This is a genomic window from Azospirillum sp. TSH58 (genome assembly GCF_003119115.1).
GTDB lineage: Bacteria > Pseudomonadota > Alphaproteobacteria > Azospirillales > Azospirillaceae > Azospirillum.
This window is the reverse complement of sequence record NZ_CP022367.1, coordinates 140,150-162,524: the sequence shown is the minus strand read 5'-3', so window position 1 is coordinate 162,524 and position 22,375 is coordinate 140,150. Positions and strand designations below refer to the sequence as shown.

24 protein-coding genes and 1 tRNA gene are annotated in these 22,375 nt (G+C 67.8%); 11 read left to right on the top strand and 14 right to left on the bottom strand.

Going from position 1 to position 22,375, the window contains the following annotated elements; all coding sequences use genetic code 11:
• Positions 1-9 precede the first annotated feature (9 nt).
• On the bottom strand, positions 10-516 hold the full coding sequence (locus TSH58p_RS22360; RefSeq protein ID WP_109070247.1) for an SRPBCC family protein: 507 nt from the start codon (positions 514-516) through the stop codon (positions 10-12).
• A gap of 113 nt (positions 517-629) precedes the next feature.
• Positions 630-1,889, bottom strand: a complete 1,260-nt coding sequence (locus TSH58p_RS22355; protein ID WP_371732459.1) for a type II restriction endonuclease — start codon at positions 1,887-1,889, stop codon at positions 630-632.
• 322 nt (positions 1,890-2,211) lie between these two features.
• On the opposite strand from TSH58p_RS22355, the gene TSH58p_RS33320 reads away from it, so the two are divergent.
• The 3 genes from TSH58p_RS33320 to TSH58p_RS22340 all read left to right on the top strand — a co-directional run bounded on the left by TSH58p_RS33320 (position 2,212) and on the right by TSH58p_RS22340 (position 3,582).
• Positions 2,212-2,412, top strand: coding sequence for a heavy-metal-associated domain-containing protein (locus TSH58p_RS33320; protein WP_145623648.1), 201 nt, complete (start codon positions 2,212-2,214; stop codon positions 2,410-2,412).
• A gap of 11 nt (positions 2,413-2,423) precedes the next feature.
• Positions 2,424-3,242 (top strand): DUF305 domain-containing protein, encoded by an 819-nt coding sequence (locus TSH58p_RS22345; protein WP_109070245.1) that lies wholly within the window; start codon positions 2,424-2,426, stop codon positions 3,240-3,242.
• Between the two features lie 136 nt (positions 3,243-3,378).
• A complete protein-coding gene (locus TSH58p_RS22340) occupies positions 3,379-3,582 on the top strand; it encodes a type II toxin-antitoxin system VapB family antitoxin (RefSeq protein WP_109070273.1) in 204 nt (67 codons plus the stop codon).
• A 44-nt stretch (positions 3,583-3,626) separates the two neighbouring features.
• On the opposite strand, the gene TSH58p_RS22335 is transcribed toward TSH58p_RS22340, so the two are convergent.
• The 3 genes from TSH58p_RS22335 to TSH58p_RS22330 all read right to left on the bottom strand — a co-directional run bounded on the left by TSH58p_RS22335 (position 3,627) and on the right by TSH58p_RS22330 (position 6,205).
• Positions 3,627-4,652, bottom strand: a complete 1,026-nt coding sequence (locus TSH58p_RS22335; RefSeq protein ID WP_158282609.1) for an AAA family ATPase — start codon at positions 4,650-4,652, stop codon at positions 3,627-3,629.
• A 588-nt stretch (positions 4,653-5,240) separates the two neighbouring features.
• Positions 5,241-5,519: a hypothetical protein gene (locus tag TSH58p_RS33315; protein WP_146205874.1), complete on the bottom strand. Its 279-nt coding sequence runs from the start codon at positions 5,517-5,519 to the stop codon at positions 5,241-5,243.
• Between the two features lie 101 nt (positions 5,520-5,620).
• Entirely contained in the window at positions 5,621-6,205 is a 585-nt protein-coding gene (locus tag TSH58p_RS22330; RefSeq protein WP_109070243.1) for a hypothetical protein, read from the bottom strand.
• A gap of 505 nt (positions 6,206-6,710) precedes the next feature.
• On the opposite strand from TSH58p_RS22330, the gene TSH58p_RS22325 reads away from it, so the two are divergent.
• Together TSH58p_RS22325 and TSH58p_RS33310 are read left to right on the top strand one after the other, a co-directional pair.
• The gene (locus tag TSH58p_RS22325) at positions 6,711-7,139 is read left to right on the top strand and encodes a helix-turn-helix domain-containing protein (protein WP_109070242.1); all 429 of its coding nucleotides are present in this window, start codon (positions 6,711-6,713) and stop codon (positions 7,137-7,139) included.
• A 467-nt stretch (positions 7,140-7,606) separates the two neighbouring features.
• On the top strand, positions 7,607-8,221 hold the full coding sequence (locus TSH58p_RS33310; RefSeq protein WP_158282584.1) for a hypothetical protein: 615 nt from the start codon (positions 7,607-7,609) through the stop codon (positions 8,219-8,221).
• On the opposite strand, the gene TSH58p_RS22315 is transcribed toward TSH58p_RS33310, so the two are convergent.
• The 5 genes from TSH58p_RS22315 to TSH58p_RS22295 form a co-directional block, all read right to left on the bottom strand.
• Positions 8,215-8,466 carry a hypothetical protein gene (locus tag TSH58p_RS22315; RefSeq protein WP_109069554.1) on the bottom strand — a complete coding sequence of 84 codons (252 nt, stop codon included), beginning with the start codon at positions 8,464-8,466 and terminating at the stop codon, positions 8,215-8,217. The two genes, TSH58p_RS33310 and TSH58p_RS22315, sit on opposite strands and share 7 nt — an antisense overlap.
• A gap of 146 nt (positions 8,467-8,612) precedes the next feature.
• A complete protein-coding gene (locus tag TSH58p_RS22310) occupies positions 8,613-9,065 on the bottom strand; it encodes a hypothetical protein (RefSeq protein ID WP_109069553.1) in 453 nt (150 codons plus the stop codon).
• Between the two features lie 171 nt (positions 9,066-9,236).
• The gene (locus TSH58p_RS34595; protein WP_109069552.1) at positions 9,237-9,863 is read right to left on the bottom strand and encodes a calcium-binding protein; all 627 of its coding nucleotides are present in this window, start codon (positions 9,861-9,863) and stop codon (positions 9,237-9,239) included.
• A 257-nt stretch (positions 9,864-10,120) separates the two neighbouring features.
• On the bottom strand, positions 10,121-10,309 hold the full coding sequence (locus tag TSH58p_RS22300; protein ID WP_109069551.1) for a hypothetical protein: 189 nt from the start codon (positions 10,307-10,309) through the stop codon (positions 10,121-10,123).
• 37 nt (positions 10,310-10,346) lie between these two features.
• A complete protein-coding gene (locus tag TSH58p_RS22295) occupies positions 10,347-10,499 on the bottom strand; it encodes an entericidin A/B family lipoprotein (RefSeq protein WP_109069550.1) in 153 nt (50 codons plus the stop codon).
• Positions 10,500-10,636: 137 nt separating this feature from the next.
• Between TSH58p_RS22295 and TSH58p_RS22290 the strand changes: the two genes are divergently transcribed.
• The 6 genes from TSH58p_RS22290 to TSH58p_RS22265 all read left to right on the top strand — a co-directional run bounded on the left by TSH58p_RS22290 (position 10,637) and on the right by TSH58p_RS22265 (position 17,949).
• On the top strand, positions 10,637-12,073 hold the full coding sequence (locus TSH58p_RS22290) for an MATE family efflux transporter (protein ID WP_109069581.1): 1,437 nt from the start codon (positions 10,637-10,639) through the stop codon (positions 12,071-12,073).
• A gap of 199 nt (positions 12,074-12,272) precedes the next feature.
• Positions 12,273-15,083 (top strand): DNA gyrase subunit A, encoded by a 2,811-nt coding sequence (gyrA, locus tag TSH58p_RS22285; protein WP_109069549.1) that lies wholly within the window; start codon positions 12,273-12,275, stop codon positions 15,081-15,083.
• A gap of 22 nt (positions 15,084-15,105) precedes the next feature.
• On the top strand, positions 15,106-15,654 hold the full coding sequence (gene coaD / locus TSH58p_RS22280; protein WP_109069548.1) for a pantetheine-phosphate adenylyltransferase: 549 nt from the start codon (positions 15,106-15,108) through the stop codon (positions 15,652-15,654).
• Positions 15,655-15,788: 134 nt separating this feature from the next.
• A tRNA-Lys gene (locus TSH58p_RS22275) sits at positions 15,789-15,864 on the top strand.
• Positions 15,865-16,082: 218 nt separating this feature from the next.
• Positions 16,083-16,931: a hypothetical protein gene (locus TSH58p_RS22270; protein WP_109069547.1), complete on the top strand. Its 849-nt coding sequence runs from the start codon at positions 16,083-16,085 to the stop codon at positions 16,929-16,931.
• Positions 16,932-16,941: 10 nt separating this feature from the next.
• On the top strand, positions 16,942-17,949 hold the full coding sequence (locus TSH58p_RS22265; protein ID WP_109069546.1) for a YihY/virulence factor BrkB family protein: 1,008 nt from the start codon (positions 16,942-16,944) through the stop codon (positions 17,947-17,949).
• Between the two features lie 21 nt (positions 17,950-17,970).
• Here the strand turns inward: TSH58p_RS22265 and TSH58p_RS22260 are convergent, their stop codons facing one another.
• From TSH58p_RS22260 to TSH58p_RS22245, 4 genes are all read right to left on the bottom strand, one after another.
• The gene (locus TSH58p_RS22260; RefSeq protein ID WP_109069545.1) at positions 17,971-18,939 is read right to left on the bottom strand and encodes a DUF1624 domain-containing protein; all 969 of its coding nucleotides are present in this window, start codon (positions 18,937-18,939) and stop codon (positions 17,971-17,973) included.
• Positions 18,940-19,012: 73 nt separating this feature from the next.
• Complete coding sequence (locus tag TSH58p_RS22255) at positions 19,013-19,711, bottom strand: sensor histidine kinase (protein ID WP_109469425.1); 699 nt, start codon at positions 19,709-19,711, stop codon at positions 19,013-19,015.
• Entirely contained in the window at positions 19,690-19,962 is a 273-nt protein-coding gene (locus TSH58p_RS22250) for a DUF4118 domain-containing protein (RefSeq protein WP_162600079.1), read from the bottom strand. Before TSH58p_RS22250 ends, TSH58p_RS22255 begins: the two co-directional genes overlap by 22 nt.
• Before the next feature lie 169 nt (positions 19,963-20,131).
• On the bottom strand, positions 20,132-22,159 hold the full coding sequence (locus TSH58p_RS22245) for an ATP-binding protein (protein ID WP_109069543.1): 2,028 nt from the start codon (positions 22,157-22,159) through the stop codon (positions 20,132-20,134).
• Positions 22,160-22,375: the final 216 nt, after the last annotated feature.

Here is a 22,375-nt window from a genome sequence, read left to right as displayed (position 1 = left end):
CTCGACCTCTCACAGATTGGTTGGCCGGTTGATCCGACCAAGGTCCGCCGCATCGGCCGCCATGCGCCTCACGCACCAGCGGGCGTAGGTCCTGGCGAACAGGATGCCAAGGATGCGCCCGTCCGGCGATGCGGGGCGAGAGAAGTCGATGAACACGCGCAGCGCCGAACCGTCCCCCTTGGGTTCAATCTCGAAGCCCATGCGGTACGGACCGATGACCAGAAGCCGGGGGCGCCCCATGGTCTCCCACACCTTGCGCCGCGGCGGATCGCGTTCGGTGACAACCTCGTCGACGCCCAGGGAGATGTCGAGGAAACGGCCGCTCATGCGGATGACCGATCCGACAGCACGCCCCTTGTCCTCGTCGAAGGCGTAGGTCATGCGCCCGCCCAGCGTCATCATGGAAGGCTTCTCCATGTGCGCGGCGAGCCGCGTGTGGTCGTCCAGGCGTTCGAAAAGCTGCTCTGGCGCCATGGCCACCTCGACGGTCGCGGATTCGTGGAACGGGTAAGCCATATCCGCCTACTGCGGAAGCCATCGTTCTCGGGGAGGAAATGGTCCGGCAGGGGCACCCCCGGGGCCCCTGCCTCTTCAACAAGCCGCCGTGGCGCGTGTCCCGCCAGCGCCGCTCAGACGAGCGTGCGCGAGATGGCGTGGATGGCCTTCATGCCGCTTCCGAACCGGGCGATGGACTCCCGGTGCGACTCCAGTTCCCCGTACGGCAGGTAGCGGACCTTGAGGTCGGCCACGCGCGAGAAGGCGGGCCGGGCCAGCTGGGTGCGGACCTCCTCCTCGCGGCCGTTCGGCGCCACCAGGAACAGGCCCTCCAGTGCGTGCGCGTCGCCGCCGAGCGCGAGATCGAGCATGCGGACGATGCCCGAGTAGATCGAGGTGGAGTGCTCGACTTCGAAGGCGGCGGCGACGTGCGCCTTCCCGCGGTCGAGCCACAGCACGTCGATGAGCCGGACGGCGTCGGCACCGGGGGCTTTCTCGATCGCCCCCGGCAGGCGCTCAAGGCAGCCCTCGCCGAGCTTTCCGCCGTCGTAAGGCCGCCCACGGTCGTTCGACGCGATCCAGACGTCGTAGTCCAACGCCCTGCCGAGGTCGCGCAGCCAGCCCTGGATCTCGGTGTGCGTGCGGTCGCCCTCGCGCTCGGCGGCGGCCGCCTTCGTCGCCTTGGCGCTTTCCTCGCGGACCTTGGCCAAGTCCGCCTCCCAGGCGGCCCGGGCGGTCGCGTCGTCCTCGCGCGGCGGCGCGGCATACCGGCGCGAACCGACGTCGAACAGCAGGCCGCCGACGGCGCCGAGGTCGTTGGAGAGCAGGTCGCGGTGCTGGGCGTTGAGCGCCAGGATGCCCTGGCGCATGGCCAGGAACTCGTCCCACCTTCCGAGCTTCACCTTGGCGCCGGTCAGAGCGTTGTAGCCGTTCACGATGGCGGTGTTGAAGGGCGGCACGATGGTTGGGTGCAGGAAGTACAGCAGGTTCGCCACGGCCGGACCGAGGCCCTTGATCTGCTTGGAGTCGATCTGCCGGATGGCGGCGAGGACCTGGGCCTCGGCGTTGCAGCAAACGCACGTGTCGAGCAGGCGGCCGAAGGCGCGTTGGTTGTCCGGGTTCTCGTAGATGTCCGGGATGCGCAGCTTGGGCTTCCACAGGAAGGCGTGGTCGGCGCCCTTGAAGATTTGGCGCTGCTCGGCGATGGAGTGGACCACCGTCTCCAGCGACGAGCCGCGGTAGGCGTTGCCGAAGGTCCCGGCCTCGATGTCGGCGACGACCTGCTGGATGCCGCGGCGGATCGAGCGGAAGTTCTTCACCCGCTCCTCCCACAGGAACCAGGAGCGGTACGTGGCGTTCGGGTCCTCCCGCCACCGCTGGATCAGAGTGCGCATCGCGTCGGACAAGACCATTTCCCCACTGAATATCCCCATTCGGACAGGGTAGATCACCGGATGGCCGGGGAGCAATCAAGGACGCGAATCCTGTGCGCCTCCTGCAACCCGTACTGAGTTCATCGTCCCGTCGCGGGCGCCGGGCGCCGGGCGACCAAGGGTGACCCGTCCGCCGTGATGCTGCGATAACATGCCTGGGCTGCGCGTTGCGCAGCCGCAATGCGGCAGGAAGGTGATTGACATTCCAATGACTGGAAGGTGGAGGCTGGCCTCCAGAGACGAACCGGAGCGGTCCGGAGGGACCCCGTCGAGGAGGATACCGATGTTGCAGTTCACCGTTCCCGGCATGACGTGCGGCGGATGCGCCAATGCCGTCCGCAAAGCCCTGGCTGCCGTCCCCGGCGTCACGGCCATCCAGGCCGACCCGCCCGACCGACGCCTTGCCGTCGACGGCGACGTCGGCGCCGACCTGATCGTCCGCACGCTGGCCGACGCGGGCTACGACGCCACGCCGATCGCCTGAGGAGACGCACCATGTTGACGAAGAAAAATGCCCTCCTGGGCAGCGCCCTGGCTCTGGTCCTGGCGCTCTCTGCGGCATCGGCGGTCATGGCCGACGGCGGTGGCGGCGGGGATTGGCACGAGACCGCCGTCTACGAGCTCGCCTTGGTCTCGGGCGGCGCGGTCGCCTCCGCGGTCGTGAAGGCCGACCTCGACTACGTGAATGGCATGCGCGAGCACCACGCGGGTGCGCTGACGATGTCCGAGGAGTATCTGGCCAAGGGCCGGAACCCGGTGCTGCGGCGCATGGCGGGCGCCATCATCGCCAACCAGGAGTACGAGATCGCCGTGCTCGACGAGGTGAAGCGCCAGGTCGAGCAGCCGCCGACGGTGCTGGCCGACTTCGGTTCGACCAAGCTCGTCCGGCGACCGGTCGCCACCGAGGGGCTGGAGCACCGCCTGTCCTACATCAAGGCGCCGCCGCCGACGGCGCTCGACCTCTGGACGACATCCGGCGCGGTCGACGAGTACGACGTCCGCTGGGCCAAGGCGATGATCGCGCACCACCAGGGCGCGCTCGACATGGCGCGGGACTACAACGCCGACCCGAACGGCGAGAACAGCTTCCTGCGCACCATGAACTACGACATCGTCCGGGACCAGACCTACGAGATCGGGCTCCTGGAGAGCGTCGTCGACCGCTACCCCGGCGACGCCAGCGCCATCAAGCTGGACCCGTCCATGGTCCACGGCATGTCCATGCACGGCGCGCACGGCACGATGGACCACGGCGCCATGGGTCATGACCAGATGGATCACGGACCCACGGGGCACCGACAAATGGGCCACTGATCCGGTATAGGATGTCCGGCGACGATCATGCTGGTAGCGTTTCTTGCCACCGCTCTCCTGCTGCGATGGAAGGCACGAGCACGAAGGATCGCATCGAACGTGAGAACAGTTGGATGTCATCATCAGGGAGTGCGACATGCGCACCAATATCGACATCAATGATGCTCTGATTGCCGAGGCGATGGCGGCCACCGGACTGACCACGAAGGAGGCCGTCGTCGAGGAGGCGCTTCGCCGTTTGATCCGCCTCAAGCAGGAGGAGAAGACCCTGGCGCTCCACGGTACGGTCGAGTGGCAAGGCGATCTGGAGGCGAGCCGCCCAGGTCGCGGAGACGCCTGATCGTCGTGGGCGGCCCGCAGGCTGAGCACCAGCGGGGCGGGCGCTCAGCACCGCAGCTTCCGTTCCGCCTTGGCTCCGGCGACCAGCGCGCGCCGGATCAGGGCGGCCAGTTGGCGGGCCTGCAGGCGCCCGCGGACGAACCCCTCGCGCATCGCGTCCAGCGCCGTCGGGTCGATCTCCGGCAGCACCGCGACGGCGCACTCGTAGTCGTCCGCCGCGTCGGCCAAGCATCCCGCGAACAGCGCGTCGAAGTCGCGCGCCCGCGGAGTCCCGACCTCGACCACCGCCAGCCGGGACATCAGGAGCGCCGGGATCGCCCCCGTGTCGTTCGCCGTCAGCAGCCACACGACGCGCGACAGGTCGACGGCGACGGCCAGAGCCTCGTCCGGCCAGCGCCGGGACGAGGACGGCTCGAGCATCGACAGCAGCGTGTGGTGCAACCGGCCGTTCCGGTCGCTGCCGCCCGCCTTGTCCACCTCGTCCACCAGAACCAACGGGTTCGCCATTCTGTCCCGGAGCATGAGCAGGACCGGCAGGGACGGCGTCACCGTTCCCCAGCCTCGGGCGGTGCCCTGGAGGAGCCGGTTGTCCGACGCCCCCGCCGCGTTGACCATGCCCATCGGCAGTCCGGCGAGCCGGGACAGGCGGTGGGCGAACCGCGTCTTCCCGACGCCGGGCGGACCGGCGAGCAACAACGGGCGGGACAGCCCGAAGAAGGTCCGGCCGCAGCGGGCGCCGAGCAGGAGGTCGTCGTGGACGCGCTCGACCACCGCGCCGAACCACGGGAACTCCCGTTCCAGCGCGGCGCACAGGTCGTCGGGGTCGGGCGCCGGGGCCAGCGGAACCTCGCCGTCGAGCGTCGTCCTGATCCTGTCCAGGATGGGCCTGAAGTCACGGTCACCGGTGGGCGGCGGGCTGGCCAGAAGCACGCGCATGGCCGGGCCGTCCTGACGGTCCTCCTCGCTCCGCACGGCGTCCGCCGCTTTGTCGACCGCAGGAGGCGCCAGCAAAATGTCGAGGCCGAGCCCGGAGGCGATGTCGGCCGGGTCGGCGAACCGGGCCAGGCGCACGCGGAGGCGCTCCAACCTGGCGTTCAACGCGGCTTCGGCCCTGTTTCCGTCGGTTCCGGCGTCGTCCGGGGGGTGTTGGACATCCCGGTGAAGGCGCATCGTGAGAACCAAGTCGGCGAGGGGGACGGCGCGCGACGCCAGCACGAGACAGCCGTTCTCGATCTCCGGCCAGCGGTTCTGGTCGCCGGGGAGGCCCCACGTCTCTCTGACCAGCGGGAAGAGGAGCATCCATGCCCACGGGTCGCCGCTCTCGCATCGGGGAAGGAGGGAGGAGAGCGTGCCCCGTGTAGCCGCGGACACCTCGTCCAGCCTGACGCGCGCCTCAGCGACCAATGCCGTCCGCAAGCGGACCTGCGCGTCGACTGAAGGCCGCCGGACGCGCCAGAGGCCGAGTAGGTTTTCACATTCCGGCGCTTCAGATCCCACGCCTGATTCATTCCCAGGACGCTCAGTCATAACGCCCTCTCATAACAGCGAGCACAGGAAGGGTGTGGTATGCGCGCCAAGGGATCGCGATCCGCCCGTTATCCAATTATTCCGAGCGGCCCTATGATCCTCAAGCCGCTGAACGCTCATCAGAAGGGGCCGTCAGTCGGTTGGGGAACAAGGAGGTTCTCCGTTGTCCGGTGTCTTGGGCGTAGAAGGGGACCGGGGCTCCAATCGAGCCGTCATCCAATGCTGTGCTTCGTCAAGGCTGCTGAAAACCTCATAGCCATTCTCCGGGCGGACCCTTTGATCACAGGCGAATCCGAAATACACGCCATCCTCACCAGGCGTGAGAACGGCGCGCACCGCGCCTTCCGAGATGACCAGCCAGCCGCTGCCGCGTCGGTGACGGTCGCCAAGCATGATCGGTTTCATCTGCATGGGACACTCCACTGTCGAGAGATGGGGAGGGGCAGGGCGCCCCTCCCGCCCAAGCCTAGCCTCGCCTTGACTGGCTCTGCCGTGGCTTGCCTAGCTTGTTCTCAGGAGCTTTCAAGCATCTCGACCCGAAAGCGTCCGTAGCGCGGCCTCCAATCACCGATCCCCACCAGGTCACCCGCGATACCGAAGATCCGCACCACCTGCTCCCTGTCGAGCAGCCCCGGGAGGTAGCTGACGGTCACCTCGGCGGCCCACTGCGGAAACCTTGGGCGCGTCCTCATAACGCGCCTGCCGTTGACCGCCACGGCCTTCCGGAGTCGGAAACGCGGGTCGTTCCAAAGGGCCGCCGCGTCCACTGGTCCGTCGTAGAGCAATGGCGAATGCCGGAGGCACACCAAAGCGGATTTGGCCACTTCGCCCAGTCGCAGCTTCCGAGCGGCATCCACGAAGCACGACTCGACCGCGTCCGCCAAAAGGCAGGGTCGCCCTTCGGACGCCCAGAGCGCCCCATGCCATTCGACCTCGGCAATACGCTCATGGTCCGCCAATGTCTTCTTTCTCTTCGAGGTGAGAAGACGCAACTGTTGAACAATCGGTTCGAGTGGGTCCACCAACCTGGACGAGTTCATCACCAGATCAGCTTGGCCAACCAGATGCAGGCGCATCTTGGCAACCTGATCCATCATGGCTCGCCCCACAGGAAGGGGTCCCGAAGCGGCCGCGGGTTGGGCGTCCTCACATCGGGCACCGATGGACGGCTTGACTCAGCGTACCGGCGCCGACGAAGGCATTCGGTAACGAACTCATGGCATTCGGAGCACAGTGTCGTCAGGTCTTCCGCGAGTTCGCGCGTAAAGCGGGCATAACTTCTGTGATGGAGTTCAAGCCTCACCTTCGGATGGCTTCGGTTACACAACCGGCAGCGATGTCCCGCAAGCTGAAGCTCCTGTTCCCTGGCCGGATTCGATCGCCAAGCGCCGCTCTGAATATAGGCGTCGTAGGAAACGTGCATTCAGTGCCTCCTCTGTCTTTGACGGCTATCGAAATCCGGAAGGGTTCGCTTTCTCCTTGATGCGCAAGGATAGATACCGCGTGGCGGAACCCATCGCCCTTCATTGAACGGTGCGAAATGTTGACAATGGCAAGCAGCCAAACCACTCTGTTAGTGGATAAATAATACACCAGCAGTTTATGGTCAAGCTGACCCTTCCGGCTGATACTCCGTCGCCGACGGGGGCGGGGATGCACGACATCATAGCTAAAAGATTGAGGGAGTTTCGGCAGGCGCGGGGAGTGTCCCAAGAGGAACTCGCCTCCCGTGCGGGTCTATCGACCCAAGCTGTTTCCAACATAGAAAACCGGCATTCCCGCCCTTCGGTGGACACATTGATCACGTTTGCTCGTGAACTGGATGTGCCCGTCGCGAGCTTTTTCGAGGTGCCGTTCACGCAGGAAGCCGATCTTCAGAAGAAGAGGTTCCTGGACGCATTGTCACTGCTCGATGAAGCTGATCGCCGCTTGGCGGCGGACATTCTTGACGCGGTGGTTGCAAACAGGAAGCGTATGTCAGGACAAACAAGAGCGACCCGGCGGGGCCCCCGATTACCTTCGAAAAAATGAGGCGGTTGCGCCTAGTCCCGGATGAACCTTAGGAAGGCAGGAGTCCATCCCTCCTGGCGGCTCTCGGGTTTGCTTTGCTTGCAGCAAAACGAGGGTGTCCCCTCGTGCTCCCCTTACGCTCGCGGCGAGTCGGATCAAAGATCCGACTCGCCGCGAGCGTCTATTGTAAAGATTTTCATGCCGGAATGGCATTAAACTTTACAAATCCGATCACGCTGTGGGTAGGAACGCTAAGACATCATTGAAATTCAGATTCTTATAAAAAATTTACAATCATTGGGTATATATAACCTTTTTGAACGAACGGGTGACCGTGGGGAGGGGGATGTCGTGTCTCCCTCCCGTCCGGTCCCGGGCCGGTTCCGATCACAGAAAAGTCTTCGCCGGAACCGCCCAGGCCGGGCTTGACGGGGAACGCCCGTCAACCGAGATTCCACGGCGAGCGTTCTTCCGACCCAGGAGCAGCCATGGCCCCCCGGCGCCGTCACATCCTGCGTGCCCTCGCAGCCGTCGCGGTCGGTGGTGGCGCGGCCACCCTGTCGGGTCCCGCCGCGGCGTTCCGCGTCATTCCGAACGACGACCTGAAGGGCGTGCTGGACGAGGGCTGCGGCGCCACCGCCTATCATCGCCGGATGATCGACGAGGCGGTGCAGGCCGCCGGCGTCTCGCTGACGGAGGAGCAGCGCAACACGCTCCTTTCCCAGAATCCTGCCCGACCTGCCGCTGCCCGCTCAACCAGATCGACAATCCCGCGGCCGGCCTGCGCTTCTAGGGGCCATCCGAGGATTCGCGCGACGCCGAGCGCGCCCGGAAACAAGTTCCTTCAGTCCGCGCGGGATGCGCGTGCGGTCGCCCCAGCGGACGGCGATTCCGGCGGCGCGGCATTCCGCGGCCAATTCGCGGCCATTCTCGTAGCGGTGCTGGTCGAGCAGCGGCCAGCCGTCCAGCCCACGGTAATCGAACGGGCGCCCGTCGAGGAAATCCCGGAACCCGTCGAAGAAGCGTGGGTGCAGGACGACCGGCTTTGCCTCCCGCCAGGACCGTGCGCCGAAGAAGCGGTTGTTGGTCACGCCGCTCATTGAAGCGGTGCCCGCCCGGTGCCCGGAGGGGTGTCCAGAACGGCTTGGCTCAACCGGTCGAGAAGACCCGCCGTGGCTTGCGGGCCGTGCAGGGCGGCGAGGCGGTCCACCGATTCGACCATCATCGCCCAGGCGACCAGCCGTTCCGGCACGCCCTTGTGCCGTCCGTCGGCCCACAGTGACCGCACCAGGTCCAGCGCCGCCTCGAAGCCCGCCGGAACGCCCGGCGCATCCATGCCCTTGATCATCGTCACTCCGTTGCCGCATGCCGCCAAACAACACCGGAGAAAAGTAACGTTATATCATAACATAAAAAAGGCGAAAAGATGAGCGCCGGCCAGACCCTGCGGCCCCGTCACCGGAGCCTTCCCGCACGGTCTGGCCGAAAGGGCGATCAGCGCGGGGCGGTGGCGCGATTCCAGTTGGTGGCGTCCGCCGGGTTGCCGGGCGTGGGGGCAAGGGCCGGAGCCATGGCGGCGGGCGTGGCGAACAGGGCGTCGAACTGATCGGCGCTCATGCCGGTGAGGACGAGCGCCTGCCGCTCTTCCGAGTAGCGCAGTTGCCCGGAGTCCAGCGTCACATGGCGCTTCACCGGATGGACCGGCGCGCCGCTCGCCACCACGAGCTGGACCGGCTCGCGGGCCGGGGTGAGGACGACGTCCTCCACCGCACCCAGGATGCGGTTTTCGGGAATGGACTGCACCGTCAGCCCGACCAGTTCCAAGGGGGACATCTGCGCCATGGGGCGTTGCGCGGCACCGGTTTCCGCGCAGGCGGCGAGCGCGGCCAGGGCGCCGACGGCCAGCAGCCGGGTGGCGGGGCGGGGGGTGAAGCGTCGATGGTTCATGCGTGGCTCCTCCGTCGCGTGGGCAAGGCTATAACGCGGCAGCGGAGCGGAGGGGTCGCGGGGAGGATCGGAAAAGGGCGCGGCCGAACCCGGCCACGCCCCTTGCGCCATCAGTCCCTCATGCCTGCGGTACTTCCTTCAGGTGAGGGGGCCAATCAGGCGAACATCAAGTCAGGTGAAGACATAGTCGCGGCCGGACACCAACCCCACCGAGTCCACGGTCAGCGACGACCCGTCGCGGAACCCGAAGGCCGTGCTGGTGGCGGTGGTGGAGACGGTCAGGTCGGCGGCGGAGAAGCCGCGGAACTCAAGGCGGTCGACCCCCGCTTCAAAATAGGCGATGTCGTCGGTGCCGAAGCCGCCCGGCGCCACGTCGAAGCGGAAGATGTCCGTCGCGCCGTCGCGGTAGCTCACCATGTGGTCGTTGCCGGCTCCGGGCAGGAAGATGTCGGACCCGTCGTCGCGCAGCGTGTCGATCAGCCAGTCGTCCCCGGTTCCGCCCACCAGCGTGTCGTCGCCGCGTCCGCCCTTCACCGTGTCGTTGCCCGATCCGCCGTCCAGCCAGTCGTTGCCGGCCCCGCCGAACAGCTGGTCGTCGCCCTGGCGCCCGTACATGCGGTCGTTGCCCGGATCGCCGGCGTAGGGATCGCCAAGCCAGTCGTTCCCGAGCCCACCATCCAGAAAATCGTTGCCGAGACCTCCGGAGAGCGAATCATTTCCTCCATTGCCATAGACCGTGTCGGCGGAGTCGGTGCCGAGATAGCGTTCGGCGGCGTTGGTTCCCGAAAACCTGGCCATGGTTGCCCCTCCTCAATGATTAACAAATCGTTAACATTAAGGTGGGGTAAAGGGAAAGGTAAAAAAACACTTAACGTCTCGGCGCCAAATTTTGCCACGGTCCCTTGATGCTTGTTGCCCATGTGTTTCGGTGTTGTTTCAAGATTCGAATCTTCGACTTCGATTCATCGAAACCCGAACAAGGAAAAAGGCCGATGCCCTGGGGCACCGGCCTTTCCTGAAACGGCGTATCGCTGACCGTCGACCCGCCCGGCGCCTTACGCCTGGGTCGGTGACGGCATGCCGGGAACCGGCTGATCCGCCGGCGGCGGCATCTCCGGCGGCGTGTCCGGATTCTCGGGAACCGGGTAGGGGTCCGGCGCGGTCGGACGGTCCGGCTGCGGAGGATTCGGGTTGCTCGGGGGCGGCACCTCGGTCGGGCGCTCCGGATGCATGGGGTCGCTCATGCGGGTGTCTCTTTCGTGGTTGAAAAGGGGGCGCGCGTCACTCGGCGGCGCGTTCGACGGCCCGTCCGCCGGCCTGGACATCCTGCCCGGCCCCTTCGATCGTGTTGCAACCGGCAAGGAGCGCGGCGAAGGTCAGGACGAAGCTGGCGAGGGCAATCTGGCGGACGGGGAACGGCATGGCGCGGCTCATGATCCCGAACTCCTCAGTGGATGCTGTTGCTTCGTCAACGCGCCGCCACCGGCGTTGGTTCCGGCCCATTCGGCGGATTTGCAACAGGGCGGAAGGACAATAAGCCGCCACTTGACGTGGTACGCCGCAAGGTCAAGATGGCCGGTTCCGCCACCGGCGGTGACAACCGTACACAAGCGACCGACAGTTCGATCATGCCCGACCACGCGATTCCCACCCCTCTCCTGGCCGACCGTTTGCGCACCCATGCCGGCGAATTGCTGCGGCTGGCCGCCCCGGTCATCGTCTCGCGCGCCGGGCTGGTCGTCATGATGGCGGTCGATACGGCCATCGTCGGCCGCTACAGCGCGCAGGAGCTGGCCTATTACGGGCTGGCCCATCTGCCGGCCAATCTGCTGGTCACCACCGGCGTGGGGCTGATGATGGGGGTGGTTGCGGTGACCGCCCACGCGCTTGGCGCCGGTCAGGACGCCGAGTGCGGGCGCATCTGGCGCCGGGCGATTCCCTATGCGCTGCTGCTCGGCATCCTCTTCGCCCTGGCCTCGCTGGCCGGGGAGCCCTTCTTCCGGCTGACCGGCCAGTCGGCGGAACTGGCGGCGGGCGGTGGGCAGGTGATGGCGGTTCTCGGCTACGGCATGCCGGGCATGATGCTGTACGTCGCCACCGGCTTCTTCCTGGAAGGGCTCAAGAGGCCGGTGCCGGGCATGGTCGCGATGATCCTCGGCAATCTCCTGAACGCTCTGCTCGCCTGGATGCTGGTCTGGGGGCATGGCGGCTTCCCGGCCCTGGGAGCGGTCGGGTCGGCCTGGGCAACCACGGCGGTGCGCTGGGGGATGGGGCTCGGTCTTGCCTTCTACGCCTGGCACATGAGCGACCACGCGCGCTGGGCGGTGCGCGACCCCGTCCGCGACTGGTGGAGCGGCAGCCGCAGGCAGCGCCATCTCGGCTACGCCGCCGGGGTCAGCCTTGGCGTGGAAAGCGGCGCCTTCGCCACGCTGGGCCTGTTCGCCGGCATGATCTCGCCGCTGGCGCTCGGCGCCTACACGGTCGGGCTGAACCTGACGGCGCTGCCCTTCATGGCGGCGGTCGGGCTGGCCTCGGCCACGGCGGTGCGGGTGGGGGTGGCTTATGGCCGGCGCGACCCGCTGGACATGGCGCTGGCCGGCTGGACCGGGCTGGGCGTCACCAGCCTGATCCTGGCCGGAGTCGGGGTGCTCTACCGCTGGATGCCGGAGCCTCTGGCCGCGATCTACAGCGCCGACCCCGAGCTGATCGCCGCGGTGGCGCCGCTGATTGCCTTCACCGCCTGGGTTCTGGTGGCGGACGGCGGGCAGGTGGTCATGGCCAACGCGCTGCGCGGGCGCGGCGACGCCTGGGTCCCCACCGCGCTGCACTTCATCTCCTACGCGGTGGTGATGATTCCGGTGTCGGCCTTGCTCGCCTTCGGGCTGGACCGCGGCGCGCGTGGTCTTTTTGAGGGAATTTTGATCGCCAGTGTGGTATCCGTGACCATCCTTTCGCTGCGCTTCGCGCTGTTGAGCCGCCCCCGGCCTGCAAAGGCTGGAGGCCATTGACCTGCAAAGGCCAGAAATCGTGGGATTGCCGGAGCGTTGTGTGCACATGCGAAAGCTGATAGGAATTCTTATATTACATGCAGCGGCCCGAAGGGCCGTGCGGACGTGCCCCGTTGAACCTTAAGTGTTGACCTTGAGCGTTGAACAGCAAGCGTTGAACACCGAGCATCGCCGCAGCCCGTAGAATGAGTTTGTCTCCTTGAGCACGACGCCCCTTCCTCCCGCCTCCGACATCGCGCCGGTCACCATCGAAGACGAGATGCGCCGGTCCTATCTCGATTACGCGATGAGCGTGATCGTGAGCCGCGCTCTGCCCGACGTCCGCGACGGGCTGAAGCCGGTGCACCGCCGCATCCTCTACGCGATGAAGGAGGGCGGGTACGATTCGACCAAGCCCTACAAGAAGTCGGCGCGCATCGTCGGCGACGTGATGGGTAAATACCACCCGCACGGCGACAGCGCGATCTACGACGCCATGGTCCGCATGGCGCAGGACTTCTCGATGCGCCTGCCGCTGATCGACGGGCAGGGCAACTTCGGCTCGATGGACGGCGACCCGCCCGCGGCCATGCGCTACACCGAGGCGCGGCTGGCCAAGGCGGCGGAGGCGCTGCTCGACGACATCGACAAGGACACCGTCGATTTCCAGGCCAACTACGACGATTCGGGCAAGGAGCCCACGGTCGTCCCGGCGCGCTTCCCGAACCTGCTGGTCAACGGCGCCGGCGGCATCGCCGTCGGCATGGCGACCAACATCCCCACCCACAATCTGGGGGAGGTGGTGGACGCCTGCTGCGCCTACATCGACAACAACGACGTCACCGTCGAGGAGCTGATGGAGGTCGTGCCCGGCCCGGACTTCCCGACGGGCGGCATGATCCTCGGCCGGTCGGGCGTCCGCTCGGCCCTGATGACCGGGCGCGGCTCCGTCATCATCCGCGCCAAGACCGAGATCGAGGAGGTGCGCAAGGACCGCCTCGCCATCGTGGCGACGGAGATCCCGTACCAGGTCAACAAGTCCAAGCTGATGGAGCGCATCGGCGAGGTCGTCAACGACAAGACGATCGAAGGCATCTCCGACCTGCGCGACGAATCGGACCGCGACGGCGTGCGCGTGGTGATCGAGCTGAAGCGCGACGCCATGCCCGACGTGGTGCTGGCCCAGCTCTTCCGCCACACCCAGCTCCAGACCTCCTTCGGCGTCAACATGCTGGCGCTGAACGGCGGCCGGCCGGAGTTGATGAACCTGAAGGACATCATCGCGGCCTTCGTCCGGTTCCGCGAGCAGGTCATCACCCGGCGCACCGAGTTCCTGCTGGGCAAGGCGCGCGAACGCGCCCACACCTTGGTCGGTCTGGCCGTGGCCGTCGCCAACCTGGACGCCATGATCGCGCTGATCCGCAGCGCCCCGGACCCCGTCTGGGCGCGCGAGCAGATGATGGAGCGCGAGTGGCCGGCGATGGACGTCGCCCCGCTGATCGCGCTCATCGACGAGCCGGGCCGCGGCGTGTCGGAGAACGGCACCTACCGCCTGTCGGAGGAGCAGGCCCGCGCCATCCTGGACCTGCGCCTGCACCGCCTGACCGGGCTGGAGCGCGATAGGATCGGCGCCGAGCTGAAGGATGTGACCGACCAGATCGCCGATTACCTGGAGACTCTGGCCAACCGCGCGAAGCTGCTCGGCATCCTCCGGGACGAGCTGGTGGAGATGAAGGAGCGGTTCGGCACCCCGCGCCGCACCGAGATCCAGGAGCTGGAGTTCGAGGCCGACATCGAGGACCTGATCCAGCGCGAGGACATGGTCGTCACGGTCAGCCAATCCGGCTATGTGAAGCGCGTGCCGCTGTCCACCTACCGCGCGCAGAAGCGCGGCGGCAAGGGGCGGTCGGGCATGTCGATGAAGGCGGAGGACGCGGTCAGCGACCTGTTCGTCGCCAACACCCACACGCCGCTTCTGCTCTTCTCGTCGCGCGGCATGGTCTACAAGCTGAAGGTCTACCGTCTGCCGCTGGGCAACCCGCAGGCGCGCGGCAAGGCCTTCGTGAACCTGCTGCCTCTGATCGACGGCGAGACCATCACCACCGTCCTGCCGCTGCCCGAGGACGAGGCCGTGTGGGCCGACCTGCACGTCGTCTTCGCCACCTCGAAGGGCAACGTGCGGCGCAACCGGCTGTCGGATTTCGCCAACATCCGCTCCAACGGCCTGATCGCCATGAAGCTGGAGGAGGAGGGCGAGCGTCTGATCGCCGTCCGCACCTGCTCGGAGGCGGACGACGTCCTGCTGGCGACCGGCGGCGGCAAGTGCATCCGCTTCGAGGTCGCCGACGTGCGCGTCTTCGCCGGCCGCACCTCGACCGGCGTGCGCGGCATCCGTCTGGCCGACGGCGACGAGGTCATCTCGATGACCACGCTCCACCACGTCGACGCCTCGCCCGAGGAGCGCGCCGCCTTCCTGAAGCGCAAGCGCGAGGAAGGCGTGGACATGGAGGGCGATGCGGCGCCGGAGGCCGACGAGGTGCCGACCGAGGCCGTGACGCTCAGCCCGGAGCGCTACGAGGAGCTGAAGGGCCTGGAGCAGTATGTGCTGACCGTGACCGAGCGCGGCTACGGCAAGCGGACCTCCTCCTACGAGTACCGGGTGACCGGCCGCGGCGGCCAGGGCATCTGGAACATGGAGATGGGCGAGCGCAACGGCTCCATCGTCGCGGCCTTCCCGGTGGAGGACTCGCATCAGGTGATGATGGTGACCAACGGCGGTCAGGTCATCCGCATGCCGATCCACGACGTGCGCATCGCGGGCCGCAAGACGCTGGGCGTCACGCTGTTCCGCGTCGGCGCGGACGAGCGGGTGGTGTCCGTCGCATCCATCGCGGAGGACGAGGACACCAACGGGAACGGCAACGGTGGTTTGAACGGTGGCGGGACGGCCTCCGTGGATGACGCGCCCGTGGACGATACGACTGTGGATGATGCCGGTCCTGGCGATACGCCCGGTGACACGATCGAATAAGAAGAGGCGGAAGGTACTCCCCATGGCCAAGCGCCGCATCGGTGTCTATCCCGGCACCTTCGACCCGATCACCAACGGGCACATGGACATCATCCAGCGGGCCTCGCGCCTCGTCGATCATCTGATCGTCGGCGTTGCCCGCAACGCCGGCAAGGGTCCGCTCTTTTCGACGGACGAGCGGGTGGCGATGGTCCGGGAGGACGTGACCGCCCTGAACAACGCCGGGGCCAGCATCGAGGTGCGGGCCTTCGACACGCTGCTGATGCATTTCGCGGTGGAGGTGAACGCCACCGTGATCATCCGCGGCCTGCGGGCGGTTTCCGACTTCGAGTACGAGTTCCAGATGGCGGGCATGAACGCCCGCCTGAACCCGAAGATCGAGACCATGTTCCTGATGGCCTCGGAGAAGAGCCAGTTCATTTCGTCCCGCTTCGTCAAGGAGATCGGGCGTCTGGGCGGCGACATCCGCGGCTTTGTCAGCGGCCGCGTGGCCGAACATCTGGCCGAGCGCTTCGCCCTGGAGGCCGGCAACGGCGACGCCAGCAAGCAGATCCAGACTCTCAAGCAGTGACGGCAAACAGGGACGGCGCCGGGGCTGCGGCGGAGGGCGAAATTTTTGTGCGCTCCGCCCAACCCCGCTGTTGACCGGGGCGCCACCGCCCCCTATGTTGCGCCCCGCATCGGCAACAGGCCGCATGCTTCTGTGATCCGGTAGCTCAGTCGGTAGAGCACGTGACTTTTAATCATGTGGCCGTGGGTTCGAATCCCACCCGGATCACCATTCCCCTCAATAGCTTAGCGGTCTGACGGAACGCTGGTTCGGACTCCTCCTGCAAACCGGCCCATGGCGGATTGCAAGGGATGGGGTACCGCTCCCGGTTGCCGCCTGATTAAAAAGATCGGGCGGGCGACCCCTCGTGTCACCCCGGCGGCGAGCCGGAACCTTCCGCCAACCTCCGGTGTTGCTTGGCGGCAGCGTCAAGAGGGGGAGTCGCCGGCATGAACCGAGCCATCGATCCGTATGCCGACACCATGGGCGGCGTCGCGGCGGGCACAACAGCAAGCACCGCACCCACATCCGAAACCCCGGCCGAAACCCCGGCCGATACCCCGGCATCGCCGTCCGGCCGGCGTGGAAAGGACGAGATCGAGCAGGATATCCACGCCATCCGCGGCCGCATGGACGCGGTTCTCGACGAGATCGAGTTCCGCCTGTCGCCCGGCCAGATGTCGGGCGGCGTCATCGAGGTGGTGCGGGATGTGGTCGAGGGCAACCCGTCGCGCATCGCCCGCGCCATCCGCTCGAACCCCTGGCCGCTGGCTCTGGTGGCCGCGGGTGCCCTATGGTTCGCCTGGACCGTGTCGCGCACGCCGGAAGCCGAACCGACCGTCTCGGGGTCCGCCGGGGGACGGGTCGCCGACGGGACAACCCAGGATGTGCTGAGCGTTCTGGTCGCCGCGTGCCGGCAGGGCGCCACCGGCTTCCGCCAAGCCGAGATGGTTCTGCACGATCCCGATCTGACGGCGCGGCTGTCCCAGGTCGCCAGCCAGTTCGACCGCAGCGCCGCCGCCCTGGAGGCGGAACTGGTGCGCCGCGGCGGCGGCCGCGATCTGCGGGCGCCCGTCCACGCGGTGTGGCGCGAGCTGGACACCGAATTGGGTGGTGCGCGGACGCGCGGCGGGCTGCTCCGCGGGCTCGAAAGCGGCGTGGAGGGCACGCTCGGGCTGTTCCGCAACAGTCTGCACGAAGAGCTTCCCGAGGAACTGACGGTGATCGTCGGCGCCCATTTCCACGAGATCGAGACGGTGCGCCACCGCGTCGGCGCCCTGCGCGAAGCGGTCGCGTGAGGGAGGGGACATGCTGGGGCTGAGCCGTCGCCACCGCTATGAGTATCCGCGCGTCGAGATGGGGGGGCGGGGACGGTCGGCGGACCGGCCGTCCGATATTCCCAAGGCGGGCTGGAAGGACATCCTCTGGCGCACCTGGGAAGAGCAGGGCAAGGACAACATCTCCATCGTGGCGGCGGGGGTGGCCTACTACGCCCTGTTCGCCATCTTCCCGGCCATCGCCGCACTGGTCTCGCTGTACGGCCTCGTCTTCGATCCGGCGGGGGTGGAGCAGCAGGTGAACCAACTGGCCGGCCTGCTGCCGCCGGAGGCGCTGAACGTGCTGCGCGATCAGGCGCGCAACGTGGCGTCGGCGCCGCAGGAAGGTCTGGGCTTCGGTGTTCTGTTCGGCCTCGTTCTGACGCTGTGGAGCGCGTCGCGCGGCACCAACTCCCTGATCACCGCGTTGAACATTGCCTATGGCGAGAAGGAGCGGCGCAGCTTCTTCTGGCTCGCCGCGCTGTCGCTGGTTCTGACTCTGGCCGGGCTGGTGTTCGTCATCATGACGCTGGCGCTGATCGTGGCGGTGCCCGCGGCCATCAACTTCCTTGGCCTGCGCGACACTCCCATCGGCTGGGCCGCCAGCCTCGCGCGCTGGCCCATCCTGGCGGTGGCGATCGTGCTGGCGCTCGCCGTGCTCTACCGCTACGGCCCGGACCGGCGGCAGCCGAAATGGCGCTGGGTCACCTGGGGATCGGCCATCGCCACGGCGCTGTGGATCATCGCCTCGGTGGGCTTCTCGGTCTACGTCTCGAACTTCGGCAGCTACAACCAGACCTATGGCTCGGTCGGGGCGGGCGTGGTTCTGCTGTTGTGGTTCAACCTGACCTCCTACGTGATCCTGATGGGGGCGGAACTGAACGCGGAGATCGAGCATCAGACCGCGCGCGACACCACGGAGGAGGATGGGCGCGGCCCGAAGCCGATGGGGCATCGGGAAGCCTATGTCGCCGACACGGTGGGGAAGCGCCGGGCCTAACGCATTCCCCGCTCGGCGTCCTCACGGTCGGCGGCTGCCGCAGCTCTGTATGACCCCGTCGACCTTGCGGGCGCCGTCGGCCGTCAGCCGATCGTGGACGAAGTCGGACCACAGGCCGGCCCGGTTCAGATCGTCGGCCACGCAGCGGCAGGTGGCGGTGCAATGCGCCGTCTCCCCGCCGCTGGCGGTGCAGGTGGCCGCACAGGAGGTCTGGAAGCTGCGGACATCCGCCGGGTCGGCGCCAATCCCCATCGCCAGCAGGGACAGCAAACCGAACAGAACGGGCTGGTGGAGCAGATAGACCGCCAGACTGTGCCGCCCGGCCCAGGCGAACCCGCGCCCGACCGCTCCGCCCGGAGTCGTCGCCGGGCCGGGACGCCACATGCGTCCCAGAGCCATCCCGAACAGGAAGCCCCCGAACCAGGGAAAGATCGGCACATAGTCGTTCGATTCCGGCGCGAAGGTCATCAGCCCGATCCAGCGCAGCCAGGGCTCGTCGAACAGAGGCAGGGCGACCGTCTGGCCCAGCGCGATCACCGCCACGCCGAGCAGAAGAAGCGCCGGCCAGGACAGGCGCAGGAGCGCGAGACCGAGCAGGCTCGCCACCGCCATATGGTGCAGCACGCCGAAGAAGATCGGGCTGTCCGGAAACATCGCCAGCGACACCGCCGACACGCCGGCCGCGGCCAGGACGAGCAGCGCGAAGCGCCGCAGGAAGCGGCGCCGGTCGGTGCCGCCGGCCGCCGCCAGGGTGAGGCTGAGGCCGGACAGGATCAGGAAGCTGCCGAGGATGCCGGTGCGCGCGGCCAGCCACAGCGGATCGCCGAACAGGTCGAAATCGGCCAGCCCCAGATAGGTCAGGTCCCAGGAGCCGTGATAGAGGGCCATGGCGAGCAAGGCCACGCCGCGCGCCAGGTCGATGACGCCGACGCGCCGCGCCGTCCTGGTCGCCGGGGCCGCCGTCGCGGATGAGGTGGGAAGGATGGGCATGGGCGCGACTTTTGCCGGAACGGCACGCCCCTGTCCACCGGTGCCGTCCACCGGTGCCGTCCACCGGTGCCCGTCAGGGGGCTGTGGTCTGGGAAAGAACCAGCCGGGCCGTGGTGCCCCCTTCGCGGGATCCGGTCATGCTGAAGCTTCCGCCGATCTGGGCGGCCAGCGAGCTGACGATCTTCAGGCCGAGGCTGGAGGGTCGCGTCAGGGAGAAGCCGTCGGGAAGACCCGCCCCGTCGTCGCACACCGTCAGCACAAGCCCTCCGTCGTCGGCGCGCAGGTCGACGGCGATCCGTCCGGCCTCGCCGTTGGGGAAACCGTGCTCCAGGGCGTTGCTGACGAGTTCGGTGAGGATCAGAGCCAGCGGGATCAGGGTGTCCGGCGGCAGGTCGGACTCCGCGGCGCTGACCGTGCAGTCGATCCGCTCCGCTCCGGAGGTGTTCAGGATGTCCTGGCACAGCTCGCGCAGGAACGGCTCCATGTCCATCGGCCCGTCGTGGGGAGCGTGAAGCCGGCGGTGCAGGCGGCCCAGGGTGGACAGCCGTCCGGCGGCCTCCTCGAGCGCGCGGCGGGCTTCGGGGTCCTTGACCTTGGACCTCTGGATCGCGATCAGCGACGAGGCGAGCTGAAGGTTGTTCGAGACGCGGTGCTGAAGCTCGCTGAACATCACCTGGGTCTGCTGTGTCAGGCGGGCGCTGCGGTTGCGCTCCTCCGCCAGCCGCTCCAGCGCCACGTTCATGGCGTGGATCACCGCGATGTCGACCGCCACGACCAGCCCGAAGAAACCCAGCGCAAGGGCGCTGCCGGGGGCAGATCGAGCGATTGGCTGGTGCCGAGGAAGAAGTACCAGGAGGCCAGCCCGCTCAGCAGCGCGGTCAGGATGCCCGGCCACATCCCGGCGAGGAAGGTGGTGACGATGACCGCCGGGAAGAAGGTCAGGAAGGGAAAGCCCGCCGGCAACCGGTCGTCCAGGGCAAGGCGCGCCACCAGGGCGACGGCAAAGGTCGCCAACGCGAACATGAACCCCAAACCCTTGTGCCCGCGCAATCGGGAGAGCTGGGCAAGAGTCATATGCGGCGGTCGTCCGTTTCGAAAGCAGGGAACGGACGATGCCGTCCGCGGGGAAGAGCGTCTACGATATGGAGATTCGTATGCGAACGCACCGCCTTTTATACGGGTGCTTGGCAAATTAAGTTCGATCTTCGTGGGGTTTGTCCAGCGCTTGGCCGCAAGCCTTCAAGCGTCCGTTACGGTCTTGCAGATCGGCGCATTGCGCCAGCAACGGCGCCATCGAGCGCCGCGCGGCGATGCGGGCGGCGGTCTCCGCGGATTGCCGGGCCGCGCCTCTCACCCCCTGCGCGGCCAGTCCACGGGCCAGCGCGAGTCGCGCCCAGGCCTCGTCCCCCGACTGTCCGGCGGTCGCGGCCTTATCGGCGGCGTCGCGGGCGTTGCGGACGGCGTCCTCCGGCTGGCCGGAGAGCAGGGCGGCCTCGGCGATCCAGATCAGGATCTGCGGTTCGTGGCGCCGGATGCCGAGCATCCGCGCGTGCTCCCGGCTGCCAAGCAGCAAGGACGCCCCGTCGTTGAGGGTCCCGGTGCGGACCAGGGCGTAACCCAGCGCGCCGAGGACGAGGGGCTGGCAGGCGTGCAGGCGGATCGTCTCGGTGATGGCGACGGCCCGCTTCAGCGGCTCCACCGCCACGGCGTAGCGTTGCGCGGTCAACGCGGCCCAGCCGAGATGCAGGCAGGCCAGGGCGCGCGACGCGGCGTGGCCGCTGTCCTCCGCCTGGGCGAGCGCCGCACGGGCCAGCCGCAGCGCCTCCTCCGGGTCGCCCAGCTCCGCCCGGCAGCGCGCCCGGTGCGCTGCGATGCACACCGGAGCCAAGGCGGTCGGACCGTGGAGGCGGGGCGTGTTCCCCCAGGGCGCCAGTTCGGCGGCGGCGCGCAGGATGGTGTCGGCGTGGCGGAAGCGGCCCTCTTCGGTCAATCCGCGCCCCAGTTTGATGAGCGTCTGCACCTGTTGATCGGGGCTTCCGGTGCTCCGCCAGATCCGCAGAGCCGTCATGCCCGTCCGCCGGGCCGCCGACAGGTCGCCGCCGGCCCAGTGCAGGCTGGCCAGAAGCGACAGGGCGCGCGCGGCGCGCCATTGGTCGCCGAGGTTTTCGGCGAGCGCGTGGGCCATTTCCGCCGCTCTCGTCGCGCCGCCATCCAGTGGCGGGTGGGTGCGGGCCAGGGCGGTCCACAGGTCGATCCGGCGTTGCGCGTGCCGACGGGTCATGGGCAACCGGTCCAGCGCGGTCAGAGCGTCCCTGTAATGACGGGCGGCGTCGGCGGGGCGGCTGCCCGCCTCCGCCCGTCGCCCGGCGTGCCGCGCGCAGGCGCAGGCCAGCGCCCACTCGCCGGCCAATGGGGCGTGGTGGGCCATCCACTCGATCCGTTCCGGCCGCCGGTCGCGGCGCAGCGCGTCCAGAAGCTGGCCATGTGGCTTCGGATCATCGCCATCGGGGCCGACGGCGTCGGCCGGTCCGTCATCCGGTCCCGGCAGGACGATGCGCCGTGCCGTGCCGGAGGGCACCCAACCACCGGGCCGCTCGCTGGGCGTGGGTGAGCGGAAGGTCAGCAGGCACAGCCGCGCGTCCTCGACGGCGTTGCCGAGCGTGTCGAGCAACGGCACCGTCAAGCCGCGAGCCCATTGGACGTTCTCCACCACGATCAGGACGGGGCGTTCGTAACACAGGTCCAGTATGGCGGATGCCAGCCCCTCCACCTGGAATTCCGCCCTCTGCACGCCGTCCAGCCCGAGCCAGAGCGGCTGGAGCGATGGAAAGCCCAACAGGCCGCGCACCGCCTCTCCGGCCAGTTCACCGCCACCGCGCTCGGCCGCCAGGGCGATGTCCCGACGGGCTTCGTCCGGAGAGCCATCGGGCAGAGTCAGAAGGCTGACGGCCACCGCTTCGAGATCGTCGGGTCCGCCCAGCGGCGGCAGCCGGGACTGCGGCCAGCGCAGGACGCTGAAACCGGCGGCAACGGGGCTGTGGACAAGCGTTGCGATCAGACGGTCGGCGTCGCCGTCCGCTGCGGTCAGTGAAAGGACGGAACCGATGCCCTCCTCGGCCCGATGCAGGGCGTCCGCGATCTCCGCCAGCGCGCGCCGGAACGCGGCGCCATCGGGTGGCGCCCCGGCATCATCCTGAGCGACGGACCGCGGCTGCGCCATCGGTTTCCCCGTGGTGTTGGTGCTGTGGAACGCACATACCGTTCCGGCATGCCGGAGCATGCGGAAAGACAATGCCAGATTTCGAGTTGGATGGCCTGCGCTTCTTTTGGTGATGAGGCGAGAGGATCGGAGACATACTGCCGCATGCCGCTCGACGAGCCGTTGCGTCCGGAAAGCGAAACGGCGCCGCGGATTTCCGGGCGCCGTTCGTTATTG

Bases quoted from the DNA above. Each gene is read 5' to 3' on its own strand.
- TSH58p_RS22315 (WP_109069554.1), bottom strand. From the start codon at position 8,466: ATGATCAAGGGCATGGATGCGCCGGGCGTTCCGGCGGGCTTCGAGGCG.
- TSH58p_RS22330 (WP_109070243.1), bottom strand. From the start codon at position 6,205: ATGATGGATCAGGTTGCCAAGATGCGCCTGCATCTGGTTGGCCAAGCT.
- TSH58p_RS22355 (WP_371732459.1), bottom strand. From the start codon at position 1,889: ATGCGCACTCTGATCCAGCGGTGGCGGGAGGACCCGAACGCCACGTAC.
- coaD (WP_109069548.1), top strand. From the start codon at position 15,106: ATGGCCAAGCGCCGCATCGGTGTCTATCCCGGCACCTTCGACCCGATC.
- TSH58p_RS22265 (WP_109069546.1), top strand. From the start codon at position 16,942: ATGCTGGGGCTGAGCCGTCGCCACCGCTATGAGTATCCGCGCGTCGAG.
- TSH58p_RS33315 (WP_146205874.1), bottom strand. From the start codon at position 5,519: ATGCAGATGAAACCGATCATGCTTGGCGACCGTCACCGACGCGGCAGC.
- TSH58p_RS22260 (WP_109069545.1), bottom strand. From the start codon at position 18,939: ATGCCCATCCTTCCCACCTCATCCGCGACGGCGGCCCCGGCGACCAGG.
- TSH58p_RS33320 (WP_145623648.1), top strand. From the start codon at position 2,212: ATGTTGCAGTTCACCGTTCCCGGCATGACGTGCGGCGGATGCGCCAAT.
- TSH58p_RS22245 (WP_109069543.1), bottom strand. From the start codon at position 22,159: ATGGCGCAGCCGCGGTCCGTCGCTCAGGATGATGCCGGGGCGCCACCC.
- TSH58p_RS22295 (WP_109069550.1), bottom strand. From the start codon at position 10,499: ATGAGCCGCGCCATGCCGTTCCCCGTCCGCCAGATTGCCCTCGCCAGC.
- TSH58p_RS22300 (WP_109069551.1), bottom strand. From the start codon at position 10,309: ATGAGCGACCCCATGCATCCGGAGCGCCCGACCGAGGTGCCGCCCCCG.
- TSH58p_RS22345 (WP_109070245.1), top strand. From the start codon at position 2,424: ATGTTGACGAAGAAAAATGCCCTCCTGGGCAGCGCCCTGGCTCTGGTC.
- TSH58p_RS34595 (WP_109069552.1), bottom strand. From the start codon at position 9,863: ATGGCCAGGTTTTCGGGAACCAACGCCGCCGAACGCTATCTCGGCACC.
- TSH58p_RS22290 (WP_109069581.1), top strand. From the start codon at position 10,637: ATGGCCGGTTCCGCCACCGGCGGTGACAACCGTACACAAGCGACCGAC.
- TSH58p_RS22325 (WP_109070242.1), top strand. From the start codon at position 6,711: ATGGTCAAGCTGACCCTTCCGGCTGATACTCCGTCGCCGACGGGGGCG.
- TSH58p_RS22310 (WP_109069553.1), bottom strand. From the start codon at position 9,065: ATGAACCATCGACGCTTCACCCCCCGCCCCGCCACCCGGCTGCTGGCC.
- TSH58p_RS22360 (WP_109070247.1), bottom strand. From the start codon at position 516: ATGGCTTACCCGTTCCACGAATCCGCGACCGTCGAGGTGGCCATGGCG.
- TSH58p_RS22270 (WP_109069547.1), top strand. From the start codon at position 16,083: ATGAACCGAGCCATCGATCCGTATGCCGACACCATGGGCGGCGTCGCG.
- TSH58p_RS22250 (WP_162600079.1), bottom strand. From the start codon at position 19,962: ATGTTCGCGTTGGCGACCTTTGCCGTCGCCCTGGTGGCGCGCCTTGCC.
- TSH58p_RS22340 (WP_109070273.1), top strand. From the start codon at position 3,379: ATGCGCACCAATATCGACATCAATGATGCTCTGATTGCCGAGGCGATG.
- TSH58p_RS33310 (WP_158282584.1), top strand. From the start codon at position 7,607: ATGGCCCCCCGGCGCCGTCACATCCTGCGTGCCCTCGCAGCCGTCGCG.